The organism is Hyphomicrobium sp. (assembly GCF_009026145.1).
Classification (GTDB): domain Bacteria; phylum Pseudomonadota; class Alphaproteobacteria; order Rhizobiales; family Hyphomicrobiaceae; genus Hyphomicrobium_A.
This window is the reverse complement of sequence record NZ_WBUE01000015.1, coordinates 42,242-65,874: the sequence shown is the minus strand read 5'-3', so window position 1 is coordinate 65,874 and position 23,633 is coordinate 42,242. Positions and strand designations below refer to the sequence as shown.

Here is a 23,633-nt window from a genome sequence, read left to right as displayed (position 1 = left end):
CGTCAATGCCTTTGGCAATTGCCGGCTGGGTGGCGGCAAGCCGTCATAGAAAGCCGACTTCGGTGGCGTGGTGCCCGCAGCGCGAAATCCGGCCGCCACATCGCCCGGCGAGAGCAAGAACCGCTTGGGGCGCGGCGCCACGCTACCCGATGTTCTGGCGCCCTCGTTCACTGCTTGTCCTCAGTCTGAAAGTCGTCCCTCCATCCACGGAGGGTCGGCACGTTGAGTGTGGTGCCGCTGGACTGCGTGATGCTCGGCCGAGCGCCCTGCAAGCCCTCGATGTACGAGCTCATCTGTCCCGATACCTGCTTGGTGCTCGTGCCCATCCGATTGAGAACCTCCTCGGCCTGTCCGGGCGTCAAGCGTCCGGTCTGCACGCCCTTCAGCACGTTTATGCGTTCGGTCAGCGAGGCGGGGATCGATGATTGCGGGGCATTGCCGAGGGCCTGCATCGCCTCCGTGCGCTTGATCACCATGTTGTCGAACTGCTTGACGAGCTGGCGCTGCGCTTCCTCGTGGTGCGCAGCGGCCTGCTGCATGAGCCTGCTGGCCTCGGCGGGATCTGCGCTCTGGCGCGCTGCCCGTGTGAGATCGTCAGCCTCGTTCATCCAATGATTGACTTTGAACTCTGTGGTCTTGGCGGTGGCCCCGACGTCGATGAGGTCGCGGCCGCGGAAAGCGTCCTTGGTGGCGGCGTCGAGGTCGGGTTGACCGGCGCCGTAAGCTTCCGGATGCATGCGATCGGTCGTTGCCTGGTCCATGCGCTTGGCGAACAGGTCCGCATCGTTGATCTTGACCGGATCGGTTAGATGATCCCTTGGCGACAGATGCGTGTCCTTGAAATCGATGCTCTTGCCCGGAACGCGATGGACAGGGGCCTCGCTGACGCCCCTTGCGGCCTTGTAGAGCTCCTCATTGTAGATCCTCGCCGTGGTGGTCGAAGGTATGTCGCGCCATACTTCCTTGCCGTTGGCGACGGTCCTCACCCGCATCGTCAGATCGCGATCAAATGAGGCCTTGCTCGCGTTGGGGCCGGGCGGCGTCTTCCACGGGCCAGTGCCCTTAGTGTTGAGGTCGGGGCCCGGCGTTGACGCGTGTCCGCGCGATGAGACAACGGTGCCTTCCGGCGTCTTGTGCGATCCGAGGCCGTAATGATCACGCGCGGGAGCCTGGGGATCGACGGAAACCCCGGAGCGGCCTTTCATGTTGGTGATGGTGACGGCCTGGATGTCGTCGGGGCGGACACCCATTTCTTTGGCTAGCCTTTCCTTCAGGTTCTTGTCTGCCTTGCCGTAGATATCGTCCCATTCGCGATTGAACGCGCCGATGGTGCCATTGTTGCCGCGGGCGTCGCGCGGAAGCTTGTTGAGCTCGTTCATGGCGTGCTTGTCGCCCTGCACCCTGATCGACTCGTCCCGAACTCGCCGCTGCAGTCCCTCAATGTCGCTGGCGCTCGCGCCGGCGCGCTTTGCGGCTTCCACGTCATCGACCGCCTTCGTCAGCGCACCGACCTTCTCCCTGCCGGCGGCGCGGCCTTGCTCGAAGGCGGTGTCCAAATCGGCAGTGGCCGGACGCGGGCTGCTCTTCACGTCGCTGATCAGGCCGTCGGTATGCGCCGAGGTTTGGCCCTTGACGAAGCGGTCTCTGGCATCGGCGGGTGACAAGCGATGCGGAGGTAGATCAGGGTCGGCCGACTTGATGCCAATCCTCTCCAGCGCGTCGTTGACCAAGCCCTTCGGCTTGGCCATGGCGCTGCTCAAGGCGTCGTAGCTGCCGGCGTCGAGCGTGTTGCGGGCGAAAGCATCGAGGGCCTTGCCGGGCTTCAATCCGATGTCGCCGGCTGCACCGAGGTCGGCAAACGCGCTCATGCCCAGTTCGGCCAGGGAGACGTCCTCGCCGGCACGCATGCGCCTCAATGCATCGATGGTGTTTACGGGAAGGTTCTCCCTCGCGACATGCTTTGCGGCGGTCAGCATGGCGTCGGCCCGGCTGAAGTCGCGTCCGGAATCGACGGCTGCGTCCACCGCCTTCTTGACGGCCTGCAAGGCTTGTCCGCCCTGGAAGCCGATCTCGCTCAAGCCGCCAGTGAGGACGGCGCTGCCCATCCGGACGACCATGCTTTTGGCTGCTTCGTCGGCCGTGTTGGCAACGGTCTCGGCAACGATGTCGGCCGTGGAGGTCCCCTCGAGCGAGCTATCGGGCACCGCGGTATCGCGACCCAGCCGGTCGCGCAGCGCCTCCTTGAGGCGCTGGACATACTCGGTGTCGAGCGTGCCGTCCTCCTTCATCACGCGGTCGGTCCCACTGCGCGTGTAGATCTCTTCGTAGTCGACGTTGCCGGTGGCTTGCCTGATCCGCGCGAGATCTTCACGGGCTTTGTTCTGCGCGGCGATCCAATCGCGCATCGCGTCGTCGCGGGCGCGGCTTTCCGCCTGCGACCGCTCGACCGCAGCCTCGGTGTCACGCGCAAAGTCGGCGCGCTCACGGTTGCGCGCAGCCTCTTCCCCGCGCAGGGCTGCCGACGCCTCGCGCGCCTCGTCCGCATTCAACCAGCCCCAGTTGCCTTGTTCGTCCGGAGCCCAGTATTGGCCCGCGTCGTTGGTATCAAAGGGCGTTCCGTACTTGTCGTATATAGGCGGCGGCTTGGGCGGCGGAGCCACATTCTGACCTTCGGCTAGCGGCGCATCGGTAGGCTCAGCCGGTTTGGCGCGCGCAAGCCCTTCGGCGATGGCCGCAGAGATCTCCTCGCTCGTCATCTCGACGCCGGACTGAAGCGCGCTGGCGATGGCCGCGGCAATCGCCTGAGCAATGTTGGCGGCAACACCGGCGGCGATGAGAATGGCGGCGACTGCGGCGCTGCCGGCGGCGATGGTCTCGGGGTCAATCGACACCACGCCCTCGTCGCTTGAGGCGTCGGGGCTATCGGCATCACCCGTACGCGCGTCGGGAAGGAGTGGCGTGGGATCCGCGCCTACCCCGGCGCTCGAAAGGGCCTCGGTGTCGAGCGCGGCGTAGTACTCGCCGGCCAGCGCAGGTGTCATGAGCGGCAGGAAGAGTATCGGCCCAAGTTCCTCCATTGCTTCGCCCACGGCTTCGCCGACCGCCCCAGGGATGTCAAAGATTCCTCCTTCCCCCGAATCACTGCTCGAGCTCTCGCGCGGAGGCTGGCCCCGCCCGTAGGCGCGGACGGATATCCGGAATCGATCCTTCGACATGATGGCCGCCACCTCGGCTGTCGGCGGCCTTGCGTTTGTGTCGAAGTTCGCGCCAAAGAGGCAGGGAGCTCCACCCACGTATATCCACTTCGCCCTCGTCGATGCAGCGCCGTGCAAATCGGACATCTGCGGCGTTGCCGCTTCCGGAGAATCCAGCCGCTCAAGGGTGACGGAGATGGAGGAGGAGGCATCCGTCGCGTACGTCGCCGTCGCGACATTCTCGGAGATCCGCTGCAAGGAAGGGGCTGGCAGAGATATCGTCCGGGCGGCTGAATCCTCTGGCGCCGGCCGCTGCCCGACCACCGCTTCGGCGAGATCGGCGTCGAGGACGAGGTGGTGGACCTTGCTTGCCGTCTCCCGCAGGATGTCGACGACCTCCGGTTCGTCGGGAGAAGGCTGGGCCAACGCGGGCGAGAGGCCGATCGCGTGGGAGAGCAGGACGGCGAACGCCAAGGCAGCCATAGCCTGTGCCAGCGCCTTGCGCTTCTGCAGGATGATGATGGACACCGCGGCGAGCATGGCGGTGGTGAAGGCGCCGGTAATGAGACCGGAACGCACGAGCCATACGTTTGCGGCGAGCAGTGCCATCAACTGGGTGACGGCGTAGGCCGCAATCCAGATACCGAGATAGGCAACCGTGCGCTGCGCAAAGACGCCGCCTTCCTTCACATAGAGCTGGTGCGTTTCACCGCGATACCAACCAACGCCGATGCCGAGCGCCACGGCGCCGAGCACGAGCAAGAGCGGGGGCGCTGCATTCGAAAAGAGGGCGAGCTGCACCACGTAGCCGAGTGCGGCAGCCACGGGAGGAATGAGGCAACTAACGAGTCCGAGCCGCCACGGCTTACGGTAAGACCATGCGACCATGCCGAACGAGCCGCCAAACAGCCACAGCATGCCGGGAACCGGTGCGCCGCCGTAAAGCAGCAAGAGGCCAGGCCCGAGCACGGCAGCGCTGAGGGCAAGGCTTTTGCCGGTTGCGCGCACGACGGCCTTCACGAGCGCCTTGCGCGCTTGAAATCTCGATGTGGGCGCAGTTCCCGCGGCGTCTGGTCTGACGTCGTTTGGCCCCGAGGTCAGCCTAGTTCCGCACCGCTCGCAAAAGCGCGCACTCGGCGAAAGTCTATTGCCGCATTCAGTGCAGAACTCTTGTCGACTTGCGGCGCCCATGGTTGACATGGTTCCCCGCCGGGCGATGACAAGAAACAATGGAAGTCATCATCGCACAGACTTAATCTCCCCGCATCGATTTTCGCATCGGAGCGGCCCATGGCGCGGTGTCCATCCTGCGGGGCTTCCATTTCGCCTGATGACCGCTTTTGCGGTGTGTGCGGGCACGCTCTGACGACCGGGCCACTGCCGGGCCCAGGACGAAGCCGTAGCCTCCCCATCATCGGACTCGTCGTGGCCGGGGCGGTGGTGCTCGGCATCGGCGTGTATCAGGTGATTGAGCACAGCGCAGCACCACCACCGCCGCGCCCCGCCGCGCAGGAGCCGAGCGCGATACCGCCACCACCGCCTCGCACCGCCGTGCAGGAGCCGAGCGCGCCAACAGAGTCGCCGCCGGCACCCGCGCCGGCGCCAAGCCGCGAGGCCGAGAGAGCACCGCCACCCGCCGTCGGCTGCGCGAACCTGGTGCCGCCGGGCGCGAAGATCATATGCTCGGCGTCCGAGCCCAACTGGGCGATCGAGTTGATATGTGGCCAGTCCAGTCTCACGTCGAACTTCATCGACGCGTTCTCCGGAGATCGCATGGAGCAGACGCCAGGCCCCGTGAGCTTGTCCCGGGAAGATCCGTGGGTCTTTCGCAGCAAGCAGGGCTTTGAGGGCTCCATTGCATCGACGCCGGGCGCGTGCCGCGACGAGAGCGATCAGGCCTTCGACTTCACGCTGACCCCGATCGAGGTACCGGGCGTCCTCGACCCACAGACGACGACCTGCTGCCGCATCGAACGATGATGCGCGCCCTCCAACCTCGCTTGGAGCATGTCATGTCAGTTCAGTCTTCCCCACGCATCATCACCCACCGCAACTCCTGAGCGGTCATAGCGCCACCACGAGCGGTATTCGGCGATGAGCGGACATTCAGTGTCGTCGCCGGCTGTCATCTGCTGACCCCAAAGCGGCCACCAGATCGGCTCAGCGGCCAGTCAATTTGGCGTCGATTGCGCCGCGCCCAGCCTCAGGGTCGCGAGCCTGCAGATGGCCTTCGCGGCCAAATCCTGCGTAAGGTCGAGCATCTTTGGGTCCGTCGATGCCTCCGCGAAACGCAGATAGGCGTCGACTAGATATTCGGATAGTGCCGTCGCATCATCCTGCTTCTGCTCCGGGATGCTCGCTAGGGTTAGTATCGGACGCTCGGCGGTCGCCGCCTCGGTGATAAGTTGGGCGCTGCGGCGACTTTGCGCCACGACGTTGCGCGTGAATTCCTCGCCGGCCACCATCACCGGATGCAGCTCGATGTAATCGGCCAGCTTTTGCTCAAAAGCTGCGAGCGACCTAAGGGAAACCGAAACGCTTGGAGGTGCTTTGCCGCTCTCCTCGGCGTGGAAGGCCTTGCGGCGCTGGCGGCGCAGGGTAGCCACGTGCTCCAGTTCTTCGAGTGCCATGCGTTCGGCCGCGCTCTTGACTTCCTCATTGGGGGCGTGCGCGGCAACGTAGGTCCAGAACGCGAAGGAGCGCTCCTCATGGCGCACAGCCGAAGCGAGAGCGCCGTAAGGCGTTAGAAGCTTCGAAAGCGCAAGCTCGTCGGGTGGCGCATCGTGCGTGTCGGGAATTGCCCAAGGCAGCGGGCTCTTCGCGGGCGGGGCGGCCTTGGCGTGCTCCGCCCAGGCATTGACTTGGTCGACATGACCACGCTCGGCTTGCGCGAGATCTTCAAAGAGAGCAGCGAGCTCGATGGCTCCTTGTTGTCGCAACAGCTTTGCGGTTTCCCGATAGCGGGCGACCGCGTCGCTTTCCATGGCGTGCGCCAAGGCAAAGAACTCGTTAAGCGAGCGAACGGGCCCGGGCGGTTCCGCTTTCAAGGAGGTCATGTGCTCCACTCCCTTTGACGCCCTCGGAAGATCAGTTGCGCTCGCCGCTTACATGGTTCAACGTGTGGGATAGGAGATCTTCTCACGGTGTGGCGCCATTCGCACCAGAGTAAGCCATCAACGTTGAGACGCTGTGCCGGCGTCCTTCTGATTGTTCTCGCCTCGGCTCTCTGTTCTGGGTTGGCTTCTGCTCAGTCGGGGCTCGCCGAGTTTTCTGCCCGCGTCGCGCCGCAGTATATCTTTCCTGGCGCCACTCGCTATGGGAAGCCCGAGGGCGACCCGCCGATTCTTCCCGTGTATGCTGCGGACGACCTGCTCGGCTACGCCTATCTCAACACGGACTTTTCCGGCGCCGTGGGCTATTCGGGCAAGCCCATCAATATGCTCGTCGGTATTGATACCGAGGGGGTCATCCGAGGCCTCAAGCTCGTTGAACACAAAGAGCCGATCGTGCTCGTCGGCGTGCCCGAGCAACGCGTCGTAGCTGCCGTCAACAAGCTGATCGGTGTGCGGATCGCGCCGATTGCCGCCGGTAAGCAGCGCGCCCCGCAGCCCGATATTGTGAGCGGTGCGACCGTGACCATCCTCGTCATGGCCGACAGCGTCGTGCGTTCGGCGGTGCGCTTGGTGCGCGATGGCCGACTTTCGCCTGGAGAAGTCTCGACCGGCAAAGGCGCGCCGGCCGCTGCGAAGGTCATCGACCTCGAGCAGTCAGAAGTGCGCGACTGGGCCAGCCTCTTGGCTGATGGCTCGGTGCGCCGGCTGCGTCTCACGGTCGGCGAGATCAACGAGGCCTTTGCGCGCTCCGGCAACGCGGCCGCCGCTGCCAATCCGCAACCCGGAGATGCCAATGATACACTCATCGATCTCTATGTGGCACTGCTCAGTGTGCCGACGATCGGCAAGAGCCTGCTGGGTGCTGCCGGCTATGATCAGCTGGTGCGCCGGCTCAAACCGGGGCAACAGGCGGTTCTGGTCGCCGGCGACGGAATCTACTCCTTCAAGGGTTCGGGCTATGTCAGAGGCGGCATCTTCGATCGCATCGAGCTGCTGCAGGACGCCTCTGGCACCCGCTTCCGGGACCGCAATCACGAGCGCCTCGGCGACCTAGCGGCTGCAGGTGCGCCAGACCTGCGCGAGATCGGCATCTTCACGGTGCCCGAGGATTTCGCCTTCGAGCCCACGGAGCCGTGGGAGCTTCAGCTGCTTGTGCAGCGCGCCACGGGGCCGCGCGAGAAGGCGTTTCTGACCTTCGACGTCGGCTACACGTTGCCCGAGCGCTACCTCAAACGCGCGGAGCGGGCAGCCCCAGTTGCGGAAGATGTGCAAGCGCACAATGCCAAGCGTGAGCCCGCAGCTGATGCGCTTGCCTCGCACGAAGAACCCCTCTGGAAGCAGATGTGGCGCCGCAACGCCGTCTCGGTTGCCATCACGAGCATCGCCCTCGCCGTTCTGACGGCGATCTTCTTTTTCCAGAATCAGCTCGTCCGGCGGCCGCCCGCCTACACATGGGTGCGGCGCGGCTTTCTCGTTTTCACCCTCGTTTGGCTCGGCTGGTATGCCAATGCCCAGCTCTCCGTGGTCAACGTGCTCACGTTTTCGAACTCTTTGATCACGGGGTTCAATTGGGAGTTCTTTCTCACCTCGCCACTCATTTTCATCCTCTGGTCATCTGTCGCCGCGGCGCTGCTGTTTTGGGGACGCGGACCCTTCTGCGGCTGGCTTTGTCCCTTCGGCGCCCTGCAAGAGTTGACGAATTCCGCCGCCAAAGCGTTGCGCGTGCCGCAGATCCGCGTGCCCTGGGACCTGCACGAGCGCTTGTGGCCAATCAAGTACATCGTCTTCCTGTTCCTGTTCGGCATGTCGCTCTATTCAATCGCCTTTGCGGAACAGCTCTCCGAGGTCGAGCCCTTCAAGACCGCCATCGTCCTCAAGTTCATCCGCGAGTGGCCGTTTGTTCTCTATGCAGCCGCCCTCCTGGGCGTCGGCCTCTTCATCGAGCGCTTCTTCTGCCGCTATCTCTGCCCGCTGGGCGCGGCACTGGCGATTCCTGGACGGCTCCGCATGTTCGAATGGCTGCGGCGCTGGCCGGAGTGCGGCAAGCCTTGCCAGCGCTGCGCCAACGAATGCCCTGTGCAGTCGATCCACCCCGAGGGCCACATCAACGTAAACGAGTGCATTTACTGCATGCACTGCCAGGAACTTTATTGGGACGATCAGCGCTGTCCGCACATGATCCAGATCCGGCTCAAGCGAGCCAAGCGAGAGGCTCTTTCCTCACCCTCGATGCGGGGCGCGCCGCCCATGCCACAAAGTTCGCGGCTCGGGAGCTTGCTCCAGAGCACATTGCAGAATCTCAGCACGCCTACGCTGAGACAGTTAGCCGACACGCTGCGAAGGAGGTTCCCATGACAGCCCAGGATAACAACGGCGGATTCACGCGACGCACCCTGCTCGGGACGACCGCGGCCATGACGGCGGCTGGTGCCACCGGGATCGTCGGTGGCCTTGGCCTCGGGCGTTTCAGAAACGGCACGGAGGCTCGGGCGCAGCCAGCTCCCGCCCAACCCGTGCCGAGCCCCCACGGCCGGACCGAGGTCGCGCCGGGCGAGCTCGATGAATATTATGTCTTCGCCTCGAGTGGGCAGACGGGCGAGGTGCGTATTCTCGGCCTCCCGTCGATGCGCGAGCTGATGCGCATTCCCGTCTTCAACCGCTGCAGCGCCACCGGCTGGGGGCAGACCAACGAGTCGCTCAAGATCTTGACCGAAGGGCTCACGCCCGCGACCCGCGAGCGGCTCAAGGCGATGGGCGGCGTCTGGCAGAATGGCGATCTGCATCATCCGCATTTGTCCTTTACCGATGGCACGTACGACGGCCGATACGTCTTCGCAAACGACAAGGCGAACACGCGTCTCGCGCGCATCCGCTGCGATATCATGAAGTGCGACAAGATCGTGGAGCTGCCGAACCAGTACACCATCCATGGCATGCGTCCCCAGAAGTACCCGCGGACCGGCTACCTGTTCTGTAATGGCGAGTACGAGGTGCCGCTCCCGAACGACGGATCGGTTCTCGACGATCCGACGAAATATTGGTCCATCTTCTCGGCGGTGGACGGCGACACAATGAGGGTCGCCTGGCAGGTCATCGTCGATGGCAATCTCGACAATACGGATGCAGACTACCAAGGCAAATATGCCTTCTCAACTTGCTACAACTCCGAAAAAGGCATGACGCTCGCCGAAATGATGGCCAAGGAGCAGGACTGGGTCGTCATATTCAACATCAAGCGCATCGAGGAGGCCGTAAAGAAGGGTGATTTCAAAGAAATGAATGGCGTGCCGGTGGTCGACGGTCGCCAAGGATCGCCCTACACGCGCTATGTGCCAGTGCCCAATAGCCCGCACGGCATGCATACCGCGCCGGATGGCATTCACATCTTCGCCAATGGCAAGCTTTCACCGACCGTGACGGTGATGGATGTGCGCCTCTTTGACCAACTGTTCGATGACAAGATCAAACCGCGCGACGTGGTCGTAGCCGAGCCGGAGCTCGGACTGGGGCCGCTGCATACCGAGTGCGACGGAAGGGGCAATGCGTACACCACCCTGTTCCTCGACAGTCAAATCGTCAAGTGGAACATCGATGCCGCGAGGCGCGCTTTCAAGGGTGAGAAGGTGAACCCAATCATCCAGAAGCTCGATGTCCACTACCAGCCGGGCCACAATCACACCTCCATGGGTCAGACAAAGGAGGCAGATGGAAATTGGCTCATCTCGCTCAACAAGTTCTCCAAGGATCGGTTCTTGAACGTCGGGCCGCTCAAGCCAGAGAACGATCAGCTGATCGACATCTCGGGAGATGAGATGGTCTTGGTGCATGATGGCCCCAGTTTCGCCGAGCCGCACGACGTAACCATCGTGCATCGATCGAAGATCAATCCGCTCCACGTATGGAAGCGGGACGACCCGTTCTTCGCCGATGCCGTCAAGCGGGCCAAGGCGGACGGTATAACGCTGGAGAACGACTCCAAGGTGATCCGCGATGGCAATACAGTACGCGTGTACATGACCTCGTCGGCCCCCGCATTTGCCCTGGACAGCTTTGCGGTGAAGCAGGACGACCAGGTGACCGTCTACGTCACCAATGTCGACGACATCGAGGACCTCACGCACGGGTTCTGCATCGTTAACTACGGCATCAACATGGAGATCGGTCCCCAGCAGACATCATCCGTGACCTTCAAGGCGGACAGGCCGGGCGTGTATTGGTACTTTTGCACTTGGTTCTGCCACGCCATGCACATGGAGATGCGCGGTCGCATGTTCGTCGAGCCGCGGAATGTCTGAGGATGCTCGGGCTGCGGATCATATGCCGCCTGCTCTTGACGCTTCTCGCGCTTGGTAGCGGGTGGCCGGCTTCGGCGGCACGCATTTTTGTGACGCCGGGAGAGGTAGATGTTCAGGCGATCCTCGACGGAGCGGCGGACGGGGATACGATCATCTTGCAGGGCGAGCACCGCGGTCCCGTTAGGCTCACCCGCAAGCTGATCCTTGAAGGTGCGCAGAGCGCCGTCGTGCAAGGGCCTGGTGAGGGCAGCGTCATCACCATCGCGAGTCCCGGGGCTGTCGTTCGCGGTCTCACCATCCGCGGTTCAGGGACCGACCTGGAGCGAATGGACGCTGGGGTATTCGTCGAGAAGACGGCCAAAGGGGCGATCGTCGAGAACAACCACATCGAGGGCAATCTTTACGGCGTGTACCTGCACGGGGCCGAGGACTCCGTGGCCCGGAACAACGTCATTATTGGGATCCGGCAGCGGCGCATGAACGAAGCCGGCAACGGCGTGTCGGTATGGAACGCGCCGGGCGCCAAGGTGATCGGTAATGACATCCGGCTTGGCCGCGATGGCATCTTCGCGATCGCCAGCAAGCGCAACGTATTCAAAGGCAACCGCTTCCGCGACCTGCGCTTCGCGATCCACTACATGTACACCAACGACAGCGAGGTCAGCGAAAACCTCTCGACCGGCAATACGATTGGTTTCGCGATTATGTTCTCCCACCGCCTGAAGGTCTTCGGCAACGTCTCCGATGGCGATCGCGACCATGGGTTGCTTTTCAATTTTGCCAATGGATCCGAGATGATCGGCAACGAGGTGCGGGGACGGTTGCAGTCAGCGGAGAGATGGGCGAGTCCCGGCATGCGCGATAAGGAAGCGCGCGAGCACGGTTTGCCCGGCGGAGCGCGGCCCACGCTGGCGAGCGGGGCGCGGAACGGGCCGGAGAAGTGCGTCTTTATCTACAACGCCAATAAGAACCGATTCCGCGACAACAGGTTCGAAGGTTGCGAGATCGGTGTGCACTTCACTGCGGGGTCCGAAGGCAACGAGATCGTTGGCAACGCCTTCGTCAACAACCGCAACCAGGTGAAATACGTGGGGAGCCGCTATCTCGACTGGTCGAGTGACGAGCGCGGAAACTACTGGAGCGACAACCCCGCATTCGATCTCAATGGCGATGGCATTGCCGACGCGGCATACCGGCCCAATGACCTCGTGGACAAAGTCTTATGGTCGGTTCCGCAGGCAAAGGTGCTGGTCAACAGTCCAGCGATCCAGATCATCCGCTGGGCGCAGAGCCAGTTCCCTGCTTTGCGGCCCGGCGGCGTCGTCGACAGTCATCCGCTCATGTCGCCACCCCAGCGAGCTACCGATGGCGGCCACCGGCCATGACGACGACCGTGGAGATCAGGGGTCTGACCAAGCGCTACGGCGCCACCGAGGCCGTCCGCGACGTTTCCTTCGATCTGAATGCGGGTGAGACAATCGCCCTCGTCGGCCATAATGGCGCCGGCAAGACCACCTTGCTCAAGCTCATGCTCGGTCTCGCGCATCCCTCGGCTGGCACGATCCGAGTCCTCGGCGATGATCCCGCTGCGGGTGAGTTCGCGGCGCGCCGCCGTGTTGGCTATTTGCCGGAGAACGTCTCCTTCCACGCCGCGCTCACCGGCCGCGAGGTGCTGTCCTTCTATGCCAGCTTGAAGGAGCGGTCGCTTGCCGAGGCCCTCGAGCTGCTCGATCGCGTCGGCCTTGGGTCGGCTGGCGCGCGGCGCGTCGGCACCTACTCCAAGGGCATGCGCCAGCGGCTTGGATTGGCTCAGGCACTGCTCGGCAATCCGCAGCTGCTTCTCTTGGATGAGCCGACCACCGGGCTCGATCCAGCACTGCGTCTCGACTTCTACGACATCGTGGAAACGTTGCGCCGGGAAGGCGCGACGGTCGTGTTGTCCTCGCATGCGCTGGCCGAGCTCGGTGAGCGGGCGGGACGCGTCATCGTCATGAAGCAAGGGCACATGCTTGCGAACGGCTCGCTCGATGCCCTTCGCCATATCGCTCGTCTTCCTGCAAAGATCCGGCTGACGGTGGCCGATGGCGGTATCGACGCCATTCCTGACCTAGTGGGAACGATGGCGCGCTGGCGCCAGATCAACGGCGAGGTCATCGAGCTCGATGCGGTGCCCGAACACAAGATCGAACTCGTCCGGCGCGTGGCAGGCGCCGGCTCGCCCATCATCGATATCGATGTCATGCCTCCTTCCCTGGACGAGCTTTACGCGCATTTCCTGCGTCAGCAAGGTGCGCCATGAGAAACGTCTACCTGATCGCCGGCAAGGAAATTCAGGAGTGCCTGCGTAATCGCTGGGTGCTGGCGACGACGCTGCTACTGGCGGCGCTCGCGCTCGCGCTCACGCTACTCGGCAGCGCGCCGACGGGCACCGTTGGCGTGCGCGCCCTCGACGTAGTCGTCGTCAGCCTGTCGAGCCTCGGCACCTTCCTGCTGCCGCTCATCGCACTGTTGATCTCTCACGATGCCATCGTGGGCGAGGTGGAGCGTGGCACCATGCTGCTGCTGCTCAGCTACCCGGTTGCCCGCTGGCAGGTCTTGCTCGGCAAGTTTGTGGGGCATCTCGCCATTCTTACCTTCGCGACGATTTTCGGCTACGGGGCTGCCGCCGTCGTCCTCGCTGCGACCGGCGCCGCAATGGATCCTGGCAGCCTGGCCGCCTTCGGCTCGATGATCGGCTCATCGGTGCTGCTCGGCGCCGCATTCATTGCCGTTGGCTATCTGGTCAGCGCACTGGTACGTGAACGGGCCACCGCGGCAGGCGTTGCCATTGGAATTTGGCTCCTCTTCGTCGTCCTCTACGACATGGCGCTGCTCGGTCTGCTCGTCATCGATCAGGGGCGCACCATATCGGGCGGTATCCTCGATGCGCTGCTGTTGGCAAACCCGGCCGACGTCTACCGGATGTTCAATCTCACTGGCTCCGCCGGTGTCGGTCAGTTGTCCGGCATGACAGCTATCGCCGAAGCGTCCGCGCTCGGCTCACTCGTCCTGCTCGCTGCTCTGATCGTGTGGTCCGCGGTGCCCCTAGGACTTGCCACGCTGGCCTTCTCCCGGAGGGAGCTATGACGCGGTTTGCGCTCTTTAGCCTCATCATCGCGATACTGGCTCTTGCTGGATGCGGCGAGGACGCACGTGAAACGCCGCCGCCGTTCCAGCTCACCTCTGATGCAGTCGGGCATTATTGCGGGATGAACCTCAAGGAGCACGCGGGTCCCAAGGCTCACATCATCCTAGCCAGTCGCCGCGAACCCATATGGTTCTCGTCGGCGCGCGATGCGTTCTCCTTCAGCATGCTGCCGGAGGAGGCCAAGGATATCCGTGCCATCTACGTCTCCGACATGGCCAAAGCGCAAGACTGGGACGACCCCGGCGCTGCCCATTGGGTCGAGGCCCGCCAGGCGTTCTTCGTCATCGGCAGCAGCAAGCAGGGAGGCATGGGCGCGCCGGAAACCGTTCCCTTCTCCGATCGCGTCGCGGCCGAGAAATTCGCTGCCGAGCACGGTGGTCGGGTCGTCAGCTTCGATGAAGTGCCGCGGGACTATGTGCTGGGCTCGGAGACCACTCCGGACGGCGCGGATGCCCACCAATAGCTGGAGCCGCTGACTATTGCCGAGGAGGACGGCATGCAAGGAACATTTGATCGACGCAAGTTTATCGCCATCAGCGCCGCCGCGGCCGGGCTGAGCGTGGTGCCCTTCGGCACGTCAAAGAAAGCAGTGGCCGGCCAAGTTGTCGAATGGCGCGGCACCTCGCTCGGCGCCGTCGCAACCATCCGTCTGCACCATCGTGATCGGACCGCCGCCCAGCGGCTGATCAGGCAGGTGGTTGGCGAGGCGCGGCGCCTCGAGCACGTGTTCAGCCTCTACCGCTATGACTCGAGCCTGTGCGAGCTCAATCGGCGCGGTGTGCTACTCGCCCCTCCGGCAGATTTGCTGGAGCTGTTGGCTGCTTGCGATCACGTGTGGCACCTCACAAGTGGCGTATTTGACCCCACCGTACAGGCACTCTGGCGCTGCTATGCGGAGCACTTCGCTGGCCGTCCGGTTACTTCAGAAGGACCGTCGGCAAATGCTAGGCAGAGGGCCTTGGAGCTCGTTGGCTGGGGAAATGTACGCTTCGATCGTGACAAGATCGTATTTGCCCGCAAGGGTATGGCACTCACCCTCAATGGGATCGCGCAAGGGTACATCACCGATCGCGTCGTTGATCGGTTACGGGCGTCGGGGCTCAACAACTGTCTTGTCGATATGGGGGAGCTGCGAGCGCTCGGCCCGCGCCCCGACAATCGGCCCTGGCACGTGGCCGTCGAGGACGCGCAGAGCAATGCAACGCACCCACTTTCCTTGACCGACGGAGCCGTGGCCAGCTCCGGTGCCTACGGCTACCGGTTCGATCCGGAGGGCACCTGCAATCATCTTTTCAATCCGCTCACCGGAGCTTGCGCTCAGACGTCCAGAGGTGTCACGGTCGTTGCCGATACGGCAACCATGGCCGACGCGCTGTCGACCGCCTTCGCGCTTATGGACAATGATGCCGTCCGATCTGCCCTCGCTCAGACATCGCACGCAAAAGCATATGCGGCAGAGGCAGGTCAGCTGCGGGAGATCAGCACCGGCAAAGGAGCATGACTCTGAGCGGTTCCTTCGGGTGTCGCTCCAAAAACTGCCTGGGCCCTCAGGCTCGCTCGAAGTGCGGTCTGAGGCTGGGAGCCGACGGCGGGGACTAGTTCTCCACTTCTGGCTGCAGAGCTCTTCCTGACGTCCGCGACCCGAGTCAAGCGCGCAGTTCAAACCTCAACCATAAGATTCTCGCCACGCGGCTTCGTGAAATTGCGCCCGTCGCCTCGATCCCTAGTTTTGGTTTGCGGAAGGGTGCACGATATTGTCGGCTTCGGGATATTGGGGAGCGGAAGGGGGCACGGCTATGGGAGACGCTGTGCCATGGAGGAAGCCCTCAGAGCCAAAATTCTCGACCTTCTGTCATCGCAACATTTGATGACGCTCGCCACCATTCGTCCCGACGGCTATCCTCAGGCTACGACCGTCAACTACATCAACGACGGTTTGACGGTATACTTTGCGACCGACGCAGCCTCGCAAAAGGTCGCCAACATAACGCTCAACAACAAAGTCTCGATTGCCATCACGAGCCAAACGGAAGATTTCTACAGGCTCTCCGGATTGTCGATGTCGGGCGTCGCAAGGCGCATCCTGGAGAAGCACATCGCAGACGAGATTGTTCTGCGCCTCTTCAGCACGCTCCCACAGTCGAAAAGGTATGTTCCGCACGATCCGGAGAGGCTCGCGGTCTATTTGATCACGCCGGTCGCCATGGCCCTAGTCGACTACGCCTCCGGCTTCGGCAAGCGCTGTTTGGTCGAGCTGTGACCGCTCTGATCAATGAACGCTTCGCCAGACGCTCCCGCATCCTGATTGAAGATGCTATTGGCCCAATCTCACCGCTGAAGGCGGCTGAAGCTTCGTCCGGATGGACCAGATGTGTTTAGGGTCGCAGCGGCGGCTTCGCCTCAATCATCTTACCCTCATCCCAGGGTTGCCGCACCGAACGGACTTCGATCAGATCTCGCGAGCATGATCAGTGGCGCGGCGGCTGATTTACGTCAGCTTCGAAGGAGAATCCGTCGGTCCTCGGTTATACCCAGACCGGGCAGCGGCGCTGTTGACGCGCTGAAGTCAAGGTTGCGGCGCGCGCTGAACTCGCTGCCGTCACGCTTGAAAGGCGCTATGGAATGCCGCATGCGGCTGGTCGCAGCCGCGGGCCAATGACACGCTCAGGTTCGCATGGGAACCACGAACGAGCGCGTTAGCGCGCTCGGCGTAGGGGTTAGCTGGCTGCGGTACTGTCAACCTGCAATTCGCCGACTATCCGGCGAAATACTTCTGCTGCTTCTACCTCGTTGAAATCCGTGTGGTATCGCTTCCTTATTCCGATCTTTGTTAAGGTGAAATGCAGGTCCGGCTTCACGTTATGGCGATCGAGGCAGCGCAATACACAATGAAGCGGACAACCATCGATGGCGATGATCTTCCGGCCAGACTTGGCAATACGCACGAGGGAGGGGACGTCACCGCCGACGCCGGCGATGCAAGACATTTCCGCGTGCCGCTCGCGGTCCAGGCGGATTGCGACACGGTTCGCCATCTGCGCCGCGCTCGAGCAGCCCGAGCACGAGTACACGATAGGCATGTTACGATTGTCAGCAGTCATGAGGCAGCGGCGAGACCGAAGAGAGTGTCACGGATCTCGCGATTCTCCTGGCCGAAGACCTCTGCAAAGTGGTTCGCCGGCACAAGAATTCCCTTCCCTTAAGAGAGGCAGATCTTTTTATCACGCCGTAGATGTCGTGACGTTGACCTTGGTCAAGACGCCAACCATTGCAAGTGCCAAACTATACAAGTGTTCCATCCGAATTCGAGACCTCAAAGCCAATGGCCCGCCGTTGGTCCGTCTCGGCGCATATGATGAGAACACGTTACCTCGTAGGTGCCGGTGCAGGATCTGTCCTGCGTCGGAGAATCGGGAACGCGGTGCAAGTCCGCGACGTGCCCAACGCTGTGAGGGGGACTGGAGGGACAGGTGCCACTGGCGACAGCCGGGAAGGTGTCCCTTCCGGATGAACCCGAGTCAGAAGACCGGCCTATGGGGGATGGCTCGTCCGCGCGGACGGTGAGACGAGCGCGCCATCAAGGGGAATACGATGGACGATTCCGCACTCCTGCCTGCATTGCCTTTGTCGCCCGCCGAGCGCGCGGGTGTCTACCGCGCCATCCTGACAAGACGCGACACGAGAAGCGAATTCCTCCCCGACCCGGTGCCGAATGAGCTCGTCAGCCGTCTTCTCGTCGCCGCCCATCATGCCCCCTCGGTCGGGTTCATGCAGCCATGGAGCTTCATCCTCATTCGGGATGCGGACGTCCGCCGACGGGTGTACGAGGCCTTCGCCAAGGCTCATGCCGAGGCCGCGATGATGTTTCCCGAGCACCTGCGCGACACCTACCGGGCCCTCAAGCTCGAAGGGATCATGGATGCGCCCCTCAATATATGCCTGACCTGCGACCGTGATCGGGCAGGCCCAGCCGTCATCGGGCGCACGCACATTCGGGCGATGGACCTCTACAGCACGGCCTGTGCCGTGCAGAACCTCTGGCTCGCGGCCCGCGCCGAAGGGCTCGGGGTCGGCTGGGTGAGCATCTTCGACAACGGGACAGTGCAGCGAATCCTGAACATCCCCAAGCGCGTCGTTCCTATTGCCTATCTCTGCGTCGGACGGGTGAGCGGCTACCACGCGCAGCCCGAGCTCGAGACGGCGGGCTGGCGGGAGCGCTTGCCGATCGGGCCGCTGGTGCATTTCGACCAGTGGGGCCGGCAGGGCGTCGAAACCGGCCTCCTGGAGCAACTCCACATCGATGAACGTGATGCGCGCGCGAGCCGATTGTCGGTATGCCATCCCTGACGCGCTGCACGGGGTGGCGCATCGGCAGGGGGCGTGGCCAGACGGCCGCGCCCCTGATGGCACCAGTGCGGCAACTACTGAGGAGTCCACCCGGCTTCTGCGCGCGGGACACTGAAGTCGAAGAACTTCAGCGCTGATTTCCGCAATCTCGACCGCTGCGGGCCGCTTGAAGACTGAAGCGTCCGACTTGAGCCATGATCTGGCGACACTCCCGGCCGTAGATGTGCGATAAGCGCCACACGTGTTCGAGGTTTGGCATATTTCTATACTTTTTGTGTCAACTAATTGACCGAGGGCAAGTTGGTCGCTTCCCCTGCTCCCTAATACTCGCTGTCACAAGAGCCAGACCGGCATGCAGAAGCTGTCTCATGCCTCCGCTTGAGAGAAGTGAGCCTTGGTGTGCTGAATCGTCAGATGAGTGCCGCCGATCTTGCCCCGCATTTCGCCCGGCTCGGCGGCGACCCTATTCGCGATGCGTTCGCCGCGCGCCGGGCTGTCCTGCCGTGGAGGAACAAGCGGCCGCTCCCGGATGACGAGCTGCCCGCCACGTGGTCACGCCTGATGAGCAGCTATTGCTCGCCGGAAATGCGCCTTGCGTACATTCACGTGCCGTTCTGCGCCAATCACTGCCTGTTCTGCGGCTTCTACCGCAACGCGTACTCACGAGACACGGCGTCGTCCTACGCAGACCTGATTGTCGAGGAGATCGAGCGCGAGGCAACGGCATCCACGGTTGGGAGCCAGCTTGTCGAAGCGGTTTATCTCGGCGGCGGAACGCCGAGTGCCCTGTCGCCGACCGACCTGTCGCGGGTTCTGGGCATGGTCAAGCGCTGCCTGCCGCTTGCCCCGGACTGCGAGATCACGCTCGAAGGCCGTATCATCCACTTCGATCCCGACAAGATCGACGCTTGCCTCGAAGCAGGCGTCAATCGCATCTCCATCGGCGTGCAGAGCTTTGACACGGCCGTTCGCCAGCGGCAGGGACGGCGTGCGAGCAGAGACGAGGCGGTCCGCTTTCTGGAAGCGATACGCGACCGGGATCGCGCCGCCCTCGTCATAGACCTCCTCTACGGCCTTCCGGGTCAGACTGATGGAATCTGGACCGAGGACTTGCGCATTGCGGCCGACGTTGCACCCGATGGCGTCGACCTCTATGGCCTCAATCTCATTCCGGGAACGCCTTTGCACAAAGCCATCGGGATCGGAAAGTTTCCTGCCGCCGCGACGCTCAAGGATATCGGGGGCATGTACCGCGCCGGTGTCGAGTTTCTCGCGGCCAAGGACTGGACCCAGATCAGCAACAGCCACTGGGCGCGGACACCGCGTGAGCGCAATATTTACAATCTGCGCATCAAGGAAGGTGCCGATTGCCTTGCCTATGGCTCCGGAGCCGGCGGCCTCCTCGGTCGATACAGCTATGGCATTGCGGCAGGTCTTGATTCGTATCGCGATGCCATACTGGCCGGACGAAAGCCGATCGACACCATTCGTGTTTCGGATTCGCTCCAGCCCGTCCGCAACGTGATCACGGCCGGCCTCGAGACCGGGCACCTCGATTTCGATCGCATCGCTCTTCCACATGGGGGCAATCTGAAAACCTGGATTGCACCGCTCCTCGAGCAGTGGCGCTCCGCGGGCCTCGTGTCGATCAACGGAAACGTTATGTCGCTCAGCACAGCCGGGCGCTTCTGGTACGGCAACCTGGTCTCCGCATTCGACGCCATCCTCTCCGAGGCCGGGCCTTCCGCCCGCTCAAACCCCCCGATTGGCGCGCGCGCCAACCTCGAAACATAGAAGAAGGGATCACAACCATCATGACCGAAACTCGCGCGACAGCCGCTCGCGATCTCGTCCGCAAGGAGCTTGCCGACAACCCGGGAGGCATTCTCGAGGCCACCGCGGCGCAATATGGCCTGTCGCTGCAGGACACGATCGAATGTCTGCCGGCCGCCATGTGGAAGCGCGTTTCCGGAGCGCATTTCATTGACATCATGCAAGACCTCTCCGAATGGGGAAGCGTGACGGTGATCTCCCATACCAAGGATGTCATCCTGGAATTCGAAGGCCCGCTTCCGGCAGGAAAGCTTGGCCATGGATTCTACAATCTGTCTGGTGGCAGCCCATTGAGCGGGCATTTGCGCGCGGACAACTGCAAGTCGATCCTGTTTCTGCGCCGTCCCTTCATGGGGATGGAAACACTCTCGATCCAGTTCTTCAACGCCGACGGCGAGGCCATGTTCAAAATCTTCGTCGGCCGCGACGAGAAGAGACATCTCAAGGCCGATCAGGTCGAGAGGTTCACGAAACTGGAAGGCCGCTTCCCAGAGGCTGGGAGGGTTCATTGACATGAGGCCCGTGCTGATCTTCGGAGCAAGCCGGGGCGTCGGCTTTCTTCTGGCGCGCCTGCTGCGCCAGAGTGGCATTCCCGTTTTCGCGATGCTTCGATCCGAGGCCGCGCGCGCGGATCTCGAGGCTGCGGGCGTGCACGTTCTATTTGGAGATGCATTCTCTGTATCTGAGCTGGATCGGGCGTGCGCCCTGCCTCAAGCAGCGTTCGACGTTGTCTCCACGCTGGGAGGGCGTGGTGACGATGGCCGCTTCGTCGACGACGAGGGAAATATCAACGTCATCGACCGCGCCGCAGCGCGCGACGTCAGGCGCTTCATCCTGGTGACATCGATCGGGTGCGGGGACATGGCGCCCTACCGCTCCGAGCGCGCCATTGCCGCCTTCGGCGCCGCGGTGGACGCGAAGACCCGCGCCGAGCAGCATCTGAAGCGGACAATTCCATCGGGAACAGCGATCCGGCCGGGGGGTCTGCGCTCGGAGCCAGCAACCGGGCGCGGGATACTGACAACGGATCCCGAGATGCACGGCTTCATCCATCGCGCGGACGTTGCCGACCTGATCGCCCGCGCACTCCGCGACGATAGAACGGCCGGCCGCGCCTTCGCCGCCGTCGATGCCGATCAGGCGAGAAGCATCAATCTCGTAACTCCGTTTCCACTCGTGGCACGAGGCAATGGGCATGTTTGACGACCGGACGTGGACATTTCACCGCGCCCGACCCGGACGGGGCCGGCATGAAACCCGGTTTTCTGATGATCGTTATGATGCCGCTCGAGAACGGTCAGATGTCGGCGGCGCTCGTGAACACGGAGTCTCTGGAGGACTGCGAGCGCCGCGCCAAAGCTATCCGCACAGTTCTGACCGATCAGGAGATCCCGATCAAAGATTTCGTCTGCCGCAGCTCCGAGCCGTTCTCACACGGCGCAGAGAGCACCCACGCCATAGAGCAAAATGGCCGGCGCGGTTGCCCGCGCCGGCCCAGTCATCCGCTGTCACGCCGTTTGGAGGAAGCGCTTTGCGCAGCGGTCGAAGGCACTACTGCTTGTTGGGCAGAGCGAACACGGTGAGTGTTCCACCGAGGTTGGTGTAGGACTTCAGCCCGGCATAGCCGCCCACCGCACCCAAGCCATCCGTCGGATTCGTGAGGCCCGCGGCAAGACCGATGCCTGCCCATCCGCCGACGCCCGAGAAGACGCCCACGTACTGCGTGCCCTTGTGGCTGTAGGTGAAGGCGTTGCCGATAATTCCGGACGGGGTCTTCGATCTGAACAGCTCCTTGCCCGTCTTCTGGTCGAGCGCCTTGAAGTAGCCTTCCAGCGTCCCGTAGAAAACAACGCCGCCGGCAGTCGTCAGAGCACCGGACCACACCGAGAACTGCTCGGGCATCGACCACACGATCTTGCCCTTGCTTGCATCCCAGGCAATGAAGTTGCCCATGTTGCCCTTGCCCGGTGCGGGGTACATAGACAGGGTCGCGCCGACGTAGGGCTGGCCAGCCGTGTATTGAACCTGGAACGGCTCGTAGTCCATGCAAACGTGGTTGGTCGGGACGTAGAAAAGGCCCGTGAGCTGCGAGTAGGACGCGGGCTGCATATCCTTGCTGCCGAGCGCCGCCGGGCAGATGCCCTTGGTGTTTACGTCTGGACCGTTGGCGAAGGTCGAGTACTTCGACACCACCTCGGGACGGCCGTAGCGCGGGCTCGACTTGTCCATCTCGACTTTCGTGGCCCAGTTCACCGCCGGGTCGTACTTCTCGGCGACAAGCAACTCGCCGGTGTGCCGATTGAGCGTGTAGGCGAAGCCGTTGCGATCGAAGTGCACGAGAGCCGGCGTCTTCTTGCCGCCGATGTCGAGGTCGGCGAGGATGTTCTCGTTGACGCCGTCATAGTCCCACTCGTCGAACGGCGTCATCTGATACGCCCACGCCGCCATGCCGGTGTCTGGATTGCGGGCGATGATCGACATCGTCCACTTCTGGTCGATAGGCTTGCCCTCTGGGCTCGCACGTTGAGCCGGATTCCAGGTCGAAGGATTGGCGGTGCCGTAGTAGGCGAGGTCGGCGTCGGGGTCATAGGACCAGCCGCCCCACATAGTGCCTCCACCGATCTTCCACTGATCGCCCGTCCAGGTGTTGAGCGACGAGTTCTTGCCGACCGGCTTGCCGAGCGACATGGTCTTCTCGGGATCGAACATGATCTCCTCGTCCGGGCCGACCGAGTAGGCACGCCACACAAGCTTGCCCGTGTTGAGATCATAGGCGGTTGCACGCCCGCGCACGCCGAACTCGGCGCCGGAGATGGCGGCGATGACCTTGTCCTTCGCAATCAGGAAGGTGTTGGTGCTCGTCTCGCCGATCTTGGGATCGCCGTTCGTCGCCTTCCAGATCTCTTTTCCGGTCTTGGCGTCGAGTGCGACAATGGTCGTGTCGGCCTGCTGCAGGATGATCTTGCCATCGGCATAGGAGAGGCCGCGATTGACGGTATCACAACACATGACGCCGATCACGGACGGGTCCTGCTTGGGCTCGTAACGCCAGATGATCTTGTTCTCGTCGTTAAGATCCAGCGCGAACACGATGTTGGGAAACGGCGTGTGAAGGTACATCACGTCGCCGATGACCAGCGGCGAGCCCTCATGGCCGCGCAGCACACCTGTCGAGAACGTCCACGCGACCTTGAGGTCACCGACGTTCTTGGTGTTGATCTGATCGAGCTTCGAATAGCGGTGGGCGTTGTAACTACCCGACTGCGACGCCCAATTGTTCGGGTCGTCGTGCAGCTTGATCAGGTCCGAGTTGGCCAGTGCCGGCGACGCCAGTACGGCAGTCGACAAGAGCACCGCCCCCAATGCAAACCTACCCATCTAGTCTCCTCCTTGTATTATTCTTTAGCCACGCACTTGTCTGCCGTGGCATCCCCGAACCGACGGATTGCCCGTGCGGTGGAAACGAGCGACGTGTGTTTTTTGGAAGATCTTCCCATTGACTCACGCCGCTTCACGGCGTCGTGAAACTAGTCGCAGATTTTCGCGACCTCATAGATCCACCGATCTCGATTCTGATGGTGCCAGTCACTGCCGCGGCGATGTGCTGATTGGACCCACTCCATGCAACTAGGCGAATGCCGCGTGCCAACCATTTGCCGAGGGG

The 23,633-nt window shown here is 62.8% G+C and carries 18 protein-coding genes, 2 pseudogenes and 1 riboswitch; of the genes and pseudogenes, 15 read left to right on the top strand and 5 right to left on the bottom strand.

Features of this window, described 5'->3' with window-relative positions; translation table 11 throughout:
- Positions 1-167: 167 nt before the first annotated feature.
- Both F9K20_RS12730 and F9K20_RS21315 read right to left on the bottom strand, forming a co-directional pair.
- Complete coding sequence (locus F9K20_RS12730) at positions 168-4,214, bottom strand: hypothetical protein (protein WP_291002175.1); 4,047 nt, start codon at positions 4,212-4,214, stop codon at positions 168-170.
- An 84-nt stretch (positions 4,215-4,298) separates the two neighbouring features.
- Positions 4,299-4,385, bottom strand: a pseudogene (locus F9K20_RS21315) (zinc-ribbon domain-containing protein); the annotation flags it as partial.
- A gap of 99 nt (positions 4,386-4,484) precedes the next feature.
- Between F9K20_RS21315 and F9K20_RS21310 the strand changes: the two are divergent.
- Both F9K20_RS21310 and F9K20_RS12725 read left to right on the top strand, forming a co-directional pair.
- Positions 4,485-4,553 (top strand): annotated as a pseudogene (locus F9K20_RS21310) (zinc ribbon domain-containing protein); the annotation flags it as partial.
- 66 nt (positions 4,554-4,619) lie between these two features.
- On the top strand, positions 4,620-5,174 hold the full coding sequence (locus F9K20_RS12725; protein ID WP_291002172.1) for a hypothetical protein: 555 nt from the start codon (positions 4,620-4,622) through the stop codon (positions 5,172-5,174).
- 191 nt (positions 5,175-5,365) lie between these two features.
- Here the strand turns inward: F9K20_RS12725 and F9K20_RS12720 are convergent, their stop codons facing one another.
- On the bottom strand, positions 5,366-6,250 hold the full coding sequence (locus F9K20_RS12720) for a ferritin family protein (RefSeq protein ID WP_291002169.1): 885 nt from the start codon (positions 6,248-6,250) through the stop codon (positions 5,366-5,368).
- A 147-nt stretch (positions 6,251-6,397) separates the two neighbouring features.
- On the opposite strand from F9K20_RS12720, the gene F9K20_RS12715 reads away from it, so the two are divergent.
- The 8 genes from F9K20_RS12715 to F9K20_RS12680 all read left to right on the top strand — a co-directional run bounded on the left by F9K20_RS12715 (position 6,398) and on the right by F9K20_RS12680 (position 16,049).
- A complete protein-coding gene (locus F9K20_RS12715) occupies positions 6,398-8,662 on the top strand; it encodes a NosR/NirI family protein (RefSeq protein WP_291002238.1) in 2,265 nt (754 codons plus the stop codon).
- On the top strand, positions 8,659-10,602 hold the full coding sequence (nosZ, locus tag F9K20_RS12710; RefSeq protein WP_291002167.1) for a TAT-dependent nitrous-oxide reductase: 1,944 nt from the start codon (positions 8,659-8,661) through the stop codon (positions 10,600-10,602). Before F9K20_RS12715 ends, nosZ begins: the two co-directional genes overlap by 4 nt.
- A 35-nt stretch (positions 10,603-10,637) precedes the next feature.
- Positions 10,638-11,987, top strand: coding sequence for a nitrous oxide reductase family maturation protein NosD (locus F9K20_RS12705; protein WP_291002165.1), 1,350 nt, complete (start codon positions 10,638-10,640; stop codon positions 11,985-11,987).
- The gene (locus F9K20_RS12700; protein ID WP_291002162.1) at positions 11,984-12,901 is read left to right on the top strand and encodes an ABC transporter ATP-binding protein; all 918 of its coding nucleotides are present in this window, start codon (positions 11,984-11,986) and stop codon (positions 12,899-12,901) included. Before F9K20_RS12705 ends, F9K20_RS12700 begins: the two co-directional genes overlap by 4 nt.
- Entirely contained in the window at positions 12,898-13,728 is an 831-nt protein-coding gene (locus F9K20_RS12695; protein WP_291002159.1) for an ABC transporter permease, read from the top strand. Before F9K20_RS12700 ends, F9K20_RS12695 begins: the two co-directional genes overlap by 4 nt.
- A complete protein-coding gene (locus tag F9K20_RS12690) occupies positions 13,725-14,252 on the top strand; it encodes a nitrous oxide reductase accessory protein NosL (protein ID WP_291002156.1) in 528 nt (175 codons plus the stop codon). Before F9K20_RS12695 ends, F9K20_RS12690 begins: the two co-directional genes overlap by 4 nt.
- 33 nt (positions 14,253-14,285) lie before the next feature.
- Positions 14,286-15,290: an FAD:protein FMN transferase gene (locus F9K20_RS12685; protein WP_291002153.1), complete on the top strand. Its 1,005-nt coding sequence runs from the start codon at positions 14,286-14,288 to the stop codon at positions 15,288-15,290.
- Between the two features lie 312 nt (positions 15,291-15,602).
- A complete protein-coding gene (locus F9K20_RS12680; RefSeq protein WP_291002150.1) occupies positions 15,603-16,049 on the top strand; it encodes a pyridoxamine 5'-phosphate oxidase family protein in 447 nt (148 codons plus the stop codon).
- Positions 16,050-16,506: 457 nt separating this feature from the next.
- Here F9K20_RS12680 and F9K20_RS12675 read toward each other — a convergent pair whose 3' ends face one another.
- Positions 16,507-16,869, bottom strand: coding sequence for a putative zinc-binding protein (locus F9K20_RS12675; protein WP_291002148.1), 363 nt, complete (start codon positions 16,867-16,869; stop codon positions 16,507-16,509).
- Positions 16,870-17,147: 278 nt separating this feature from the next.
- Positions 17,148-17,339: riboswitch (cobalamin riboswitch) on the top strand.
- Between the two features lie 41 nt (positions 17,340-17,380).
- Here F9K20_RS12675 and bluB point away from each other — a divergent pair.
- From bluB to F9K20_RS12650, 5 genes are all read left to right on the top strand, one after another.
- Positions 17,381-18,136, top strand: coding sequence for a 5,6-dimethylbenzimidazole synthase (gene bluB / locus F9K20_RS12670; RefSeq protein WP_291002146.1), 756 nt, complete (start codon positions 17,381-17,383; stop codon positions 18,134-18,136).
- A gap of 399 nt (positions 18,137-18,535) precedes the next feature.
- On the top strand, positions 18,536-19,930 hold the full coding sequence (hutW, locus tag F9K20_RS12665; RefSeq protein WP_291002143.1) for a heme anaerobic degradation radical SAM methyltransferase ChuW/HutW: 1,395 nt from the start codon (positions 18,536-18,538) through the stop codon (positions 19,928-19,930).
- Between the two features lie 20 nt (positions 19,931-19,950).
- Complete coding sequence (gene hutX, locus F9K20_RS12660) at positions 19,951-20,481, top strand: heme utilization cystosolic carrier protein HutX (protein ID WP_291002140.1); 531 nt, start codon at positions 19,951-19,953, stop codon at positions 20,479-20,481.
- A gap of 1 nt (position 20,482) precedes the next feature.
- Positions 20,483-21,172 carry an SDR family oxidoreductase gene (locus tag F9K20_RS12655; protein WP_291002137.1) on the top strand — a complete coding sequence of 230 codons (690 nt, stop codon included), beginning with the start codon at positions 20,483-20,485 and terminating at the stop codon, positions 21,170-21,172.
- Positions 21,169-21,552: a hypothetical protein gene (locus F9K20_RS12650; RefSeq protein WP_291002134.1), complete on the top strand. Its 384-nt coding sequence runs from the start codon at positions 21,169-21,171 to the stop codon at positions 21,550-21,552. Before F9K20_RS12655 ends, F9K20_RS12650 begins: the two co-directional genes overlap by 4 nt.
- Here F9K20_RS12650 and F9K20_RS12645 read toward each other — a convergent pair.
- A complete protein-coding gene (locus tag F9K20_RS12645) occupies positions 21,521-23,347 on the bottom strand; it encodes a methanol/ethanol family PQQ-dependent dehydrogenase (RefSeq protein WP_291002131.1) in 1,827 nt (608 codons plus the stop codon). The two genes, F9K20_RS12650 and F9K20_RS12645, sit on opposite strands and share 32 nt — an antisense overlap.
- Positions 23,348-23,633: the final 286 nt, after the last annotated feature.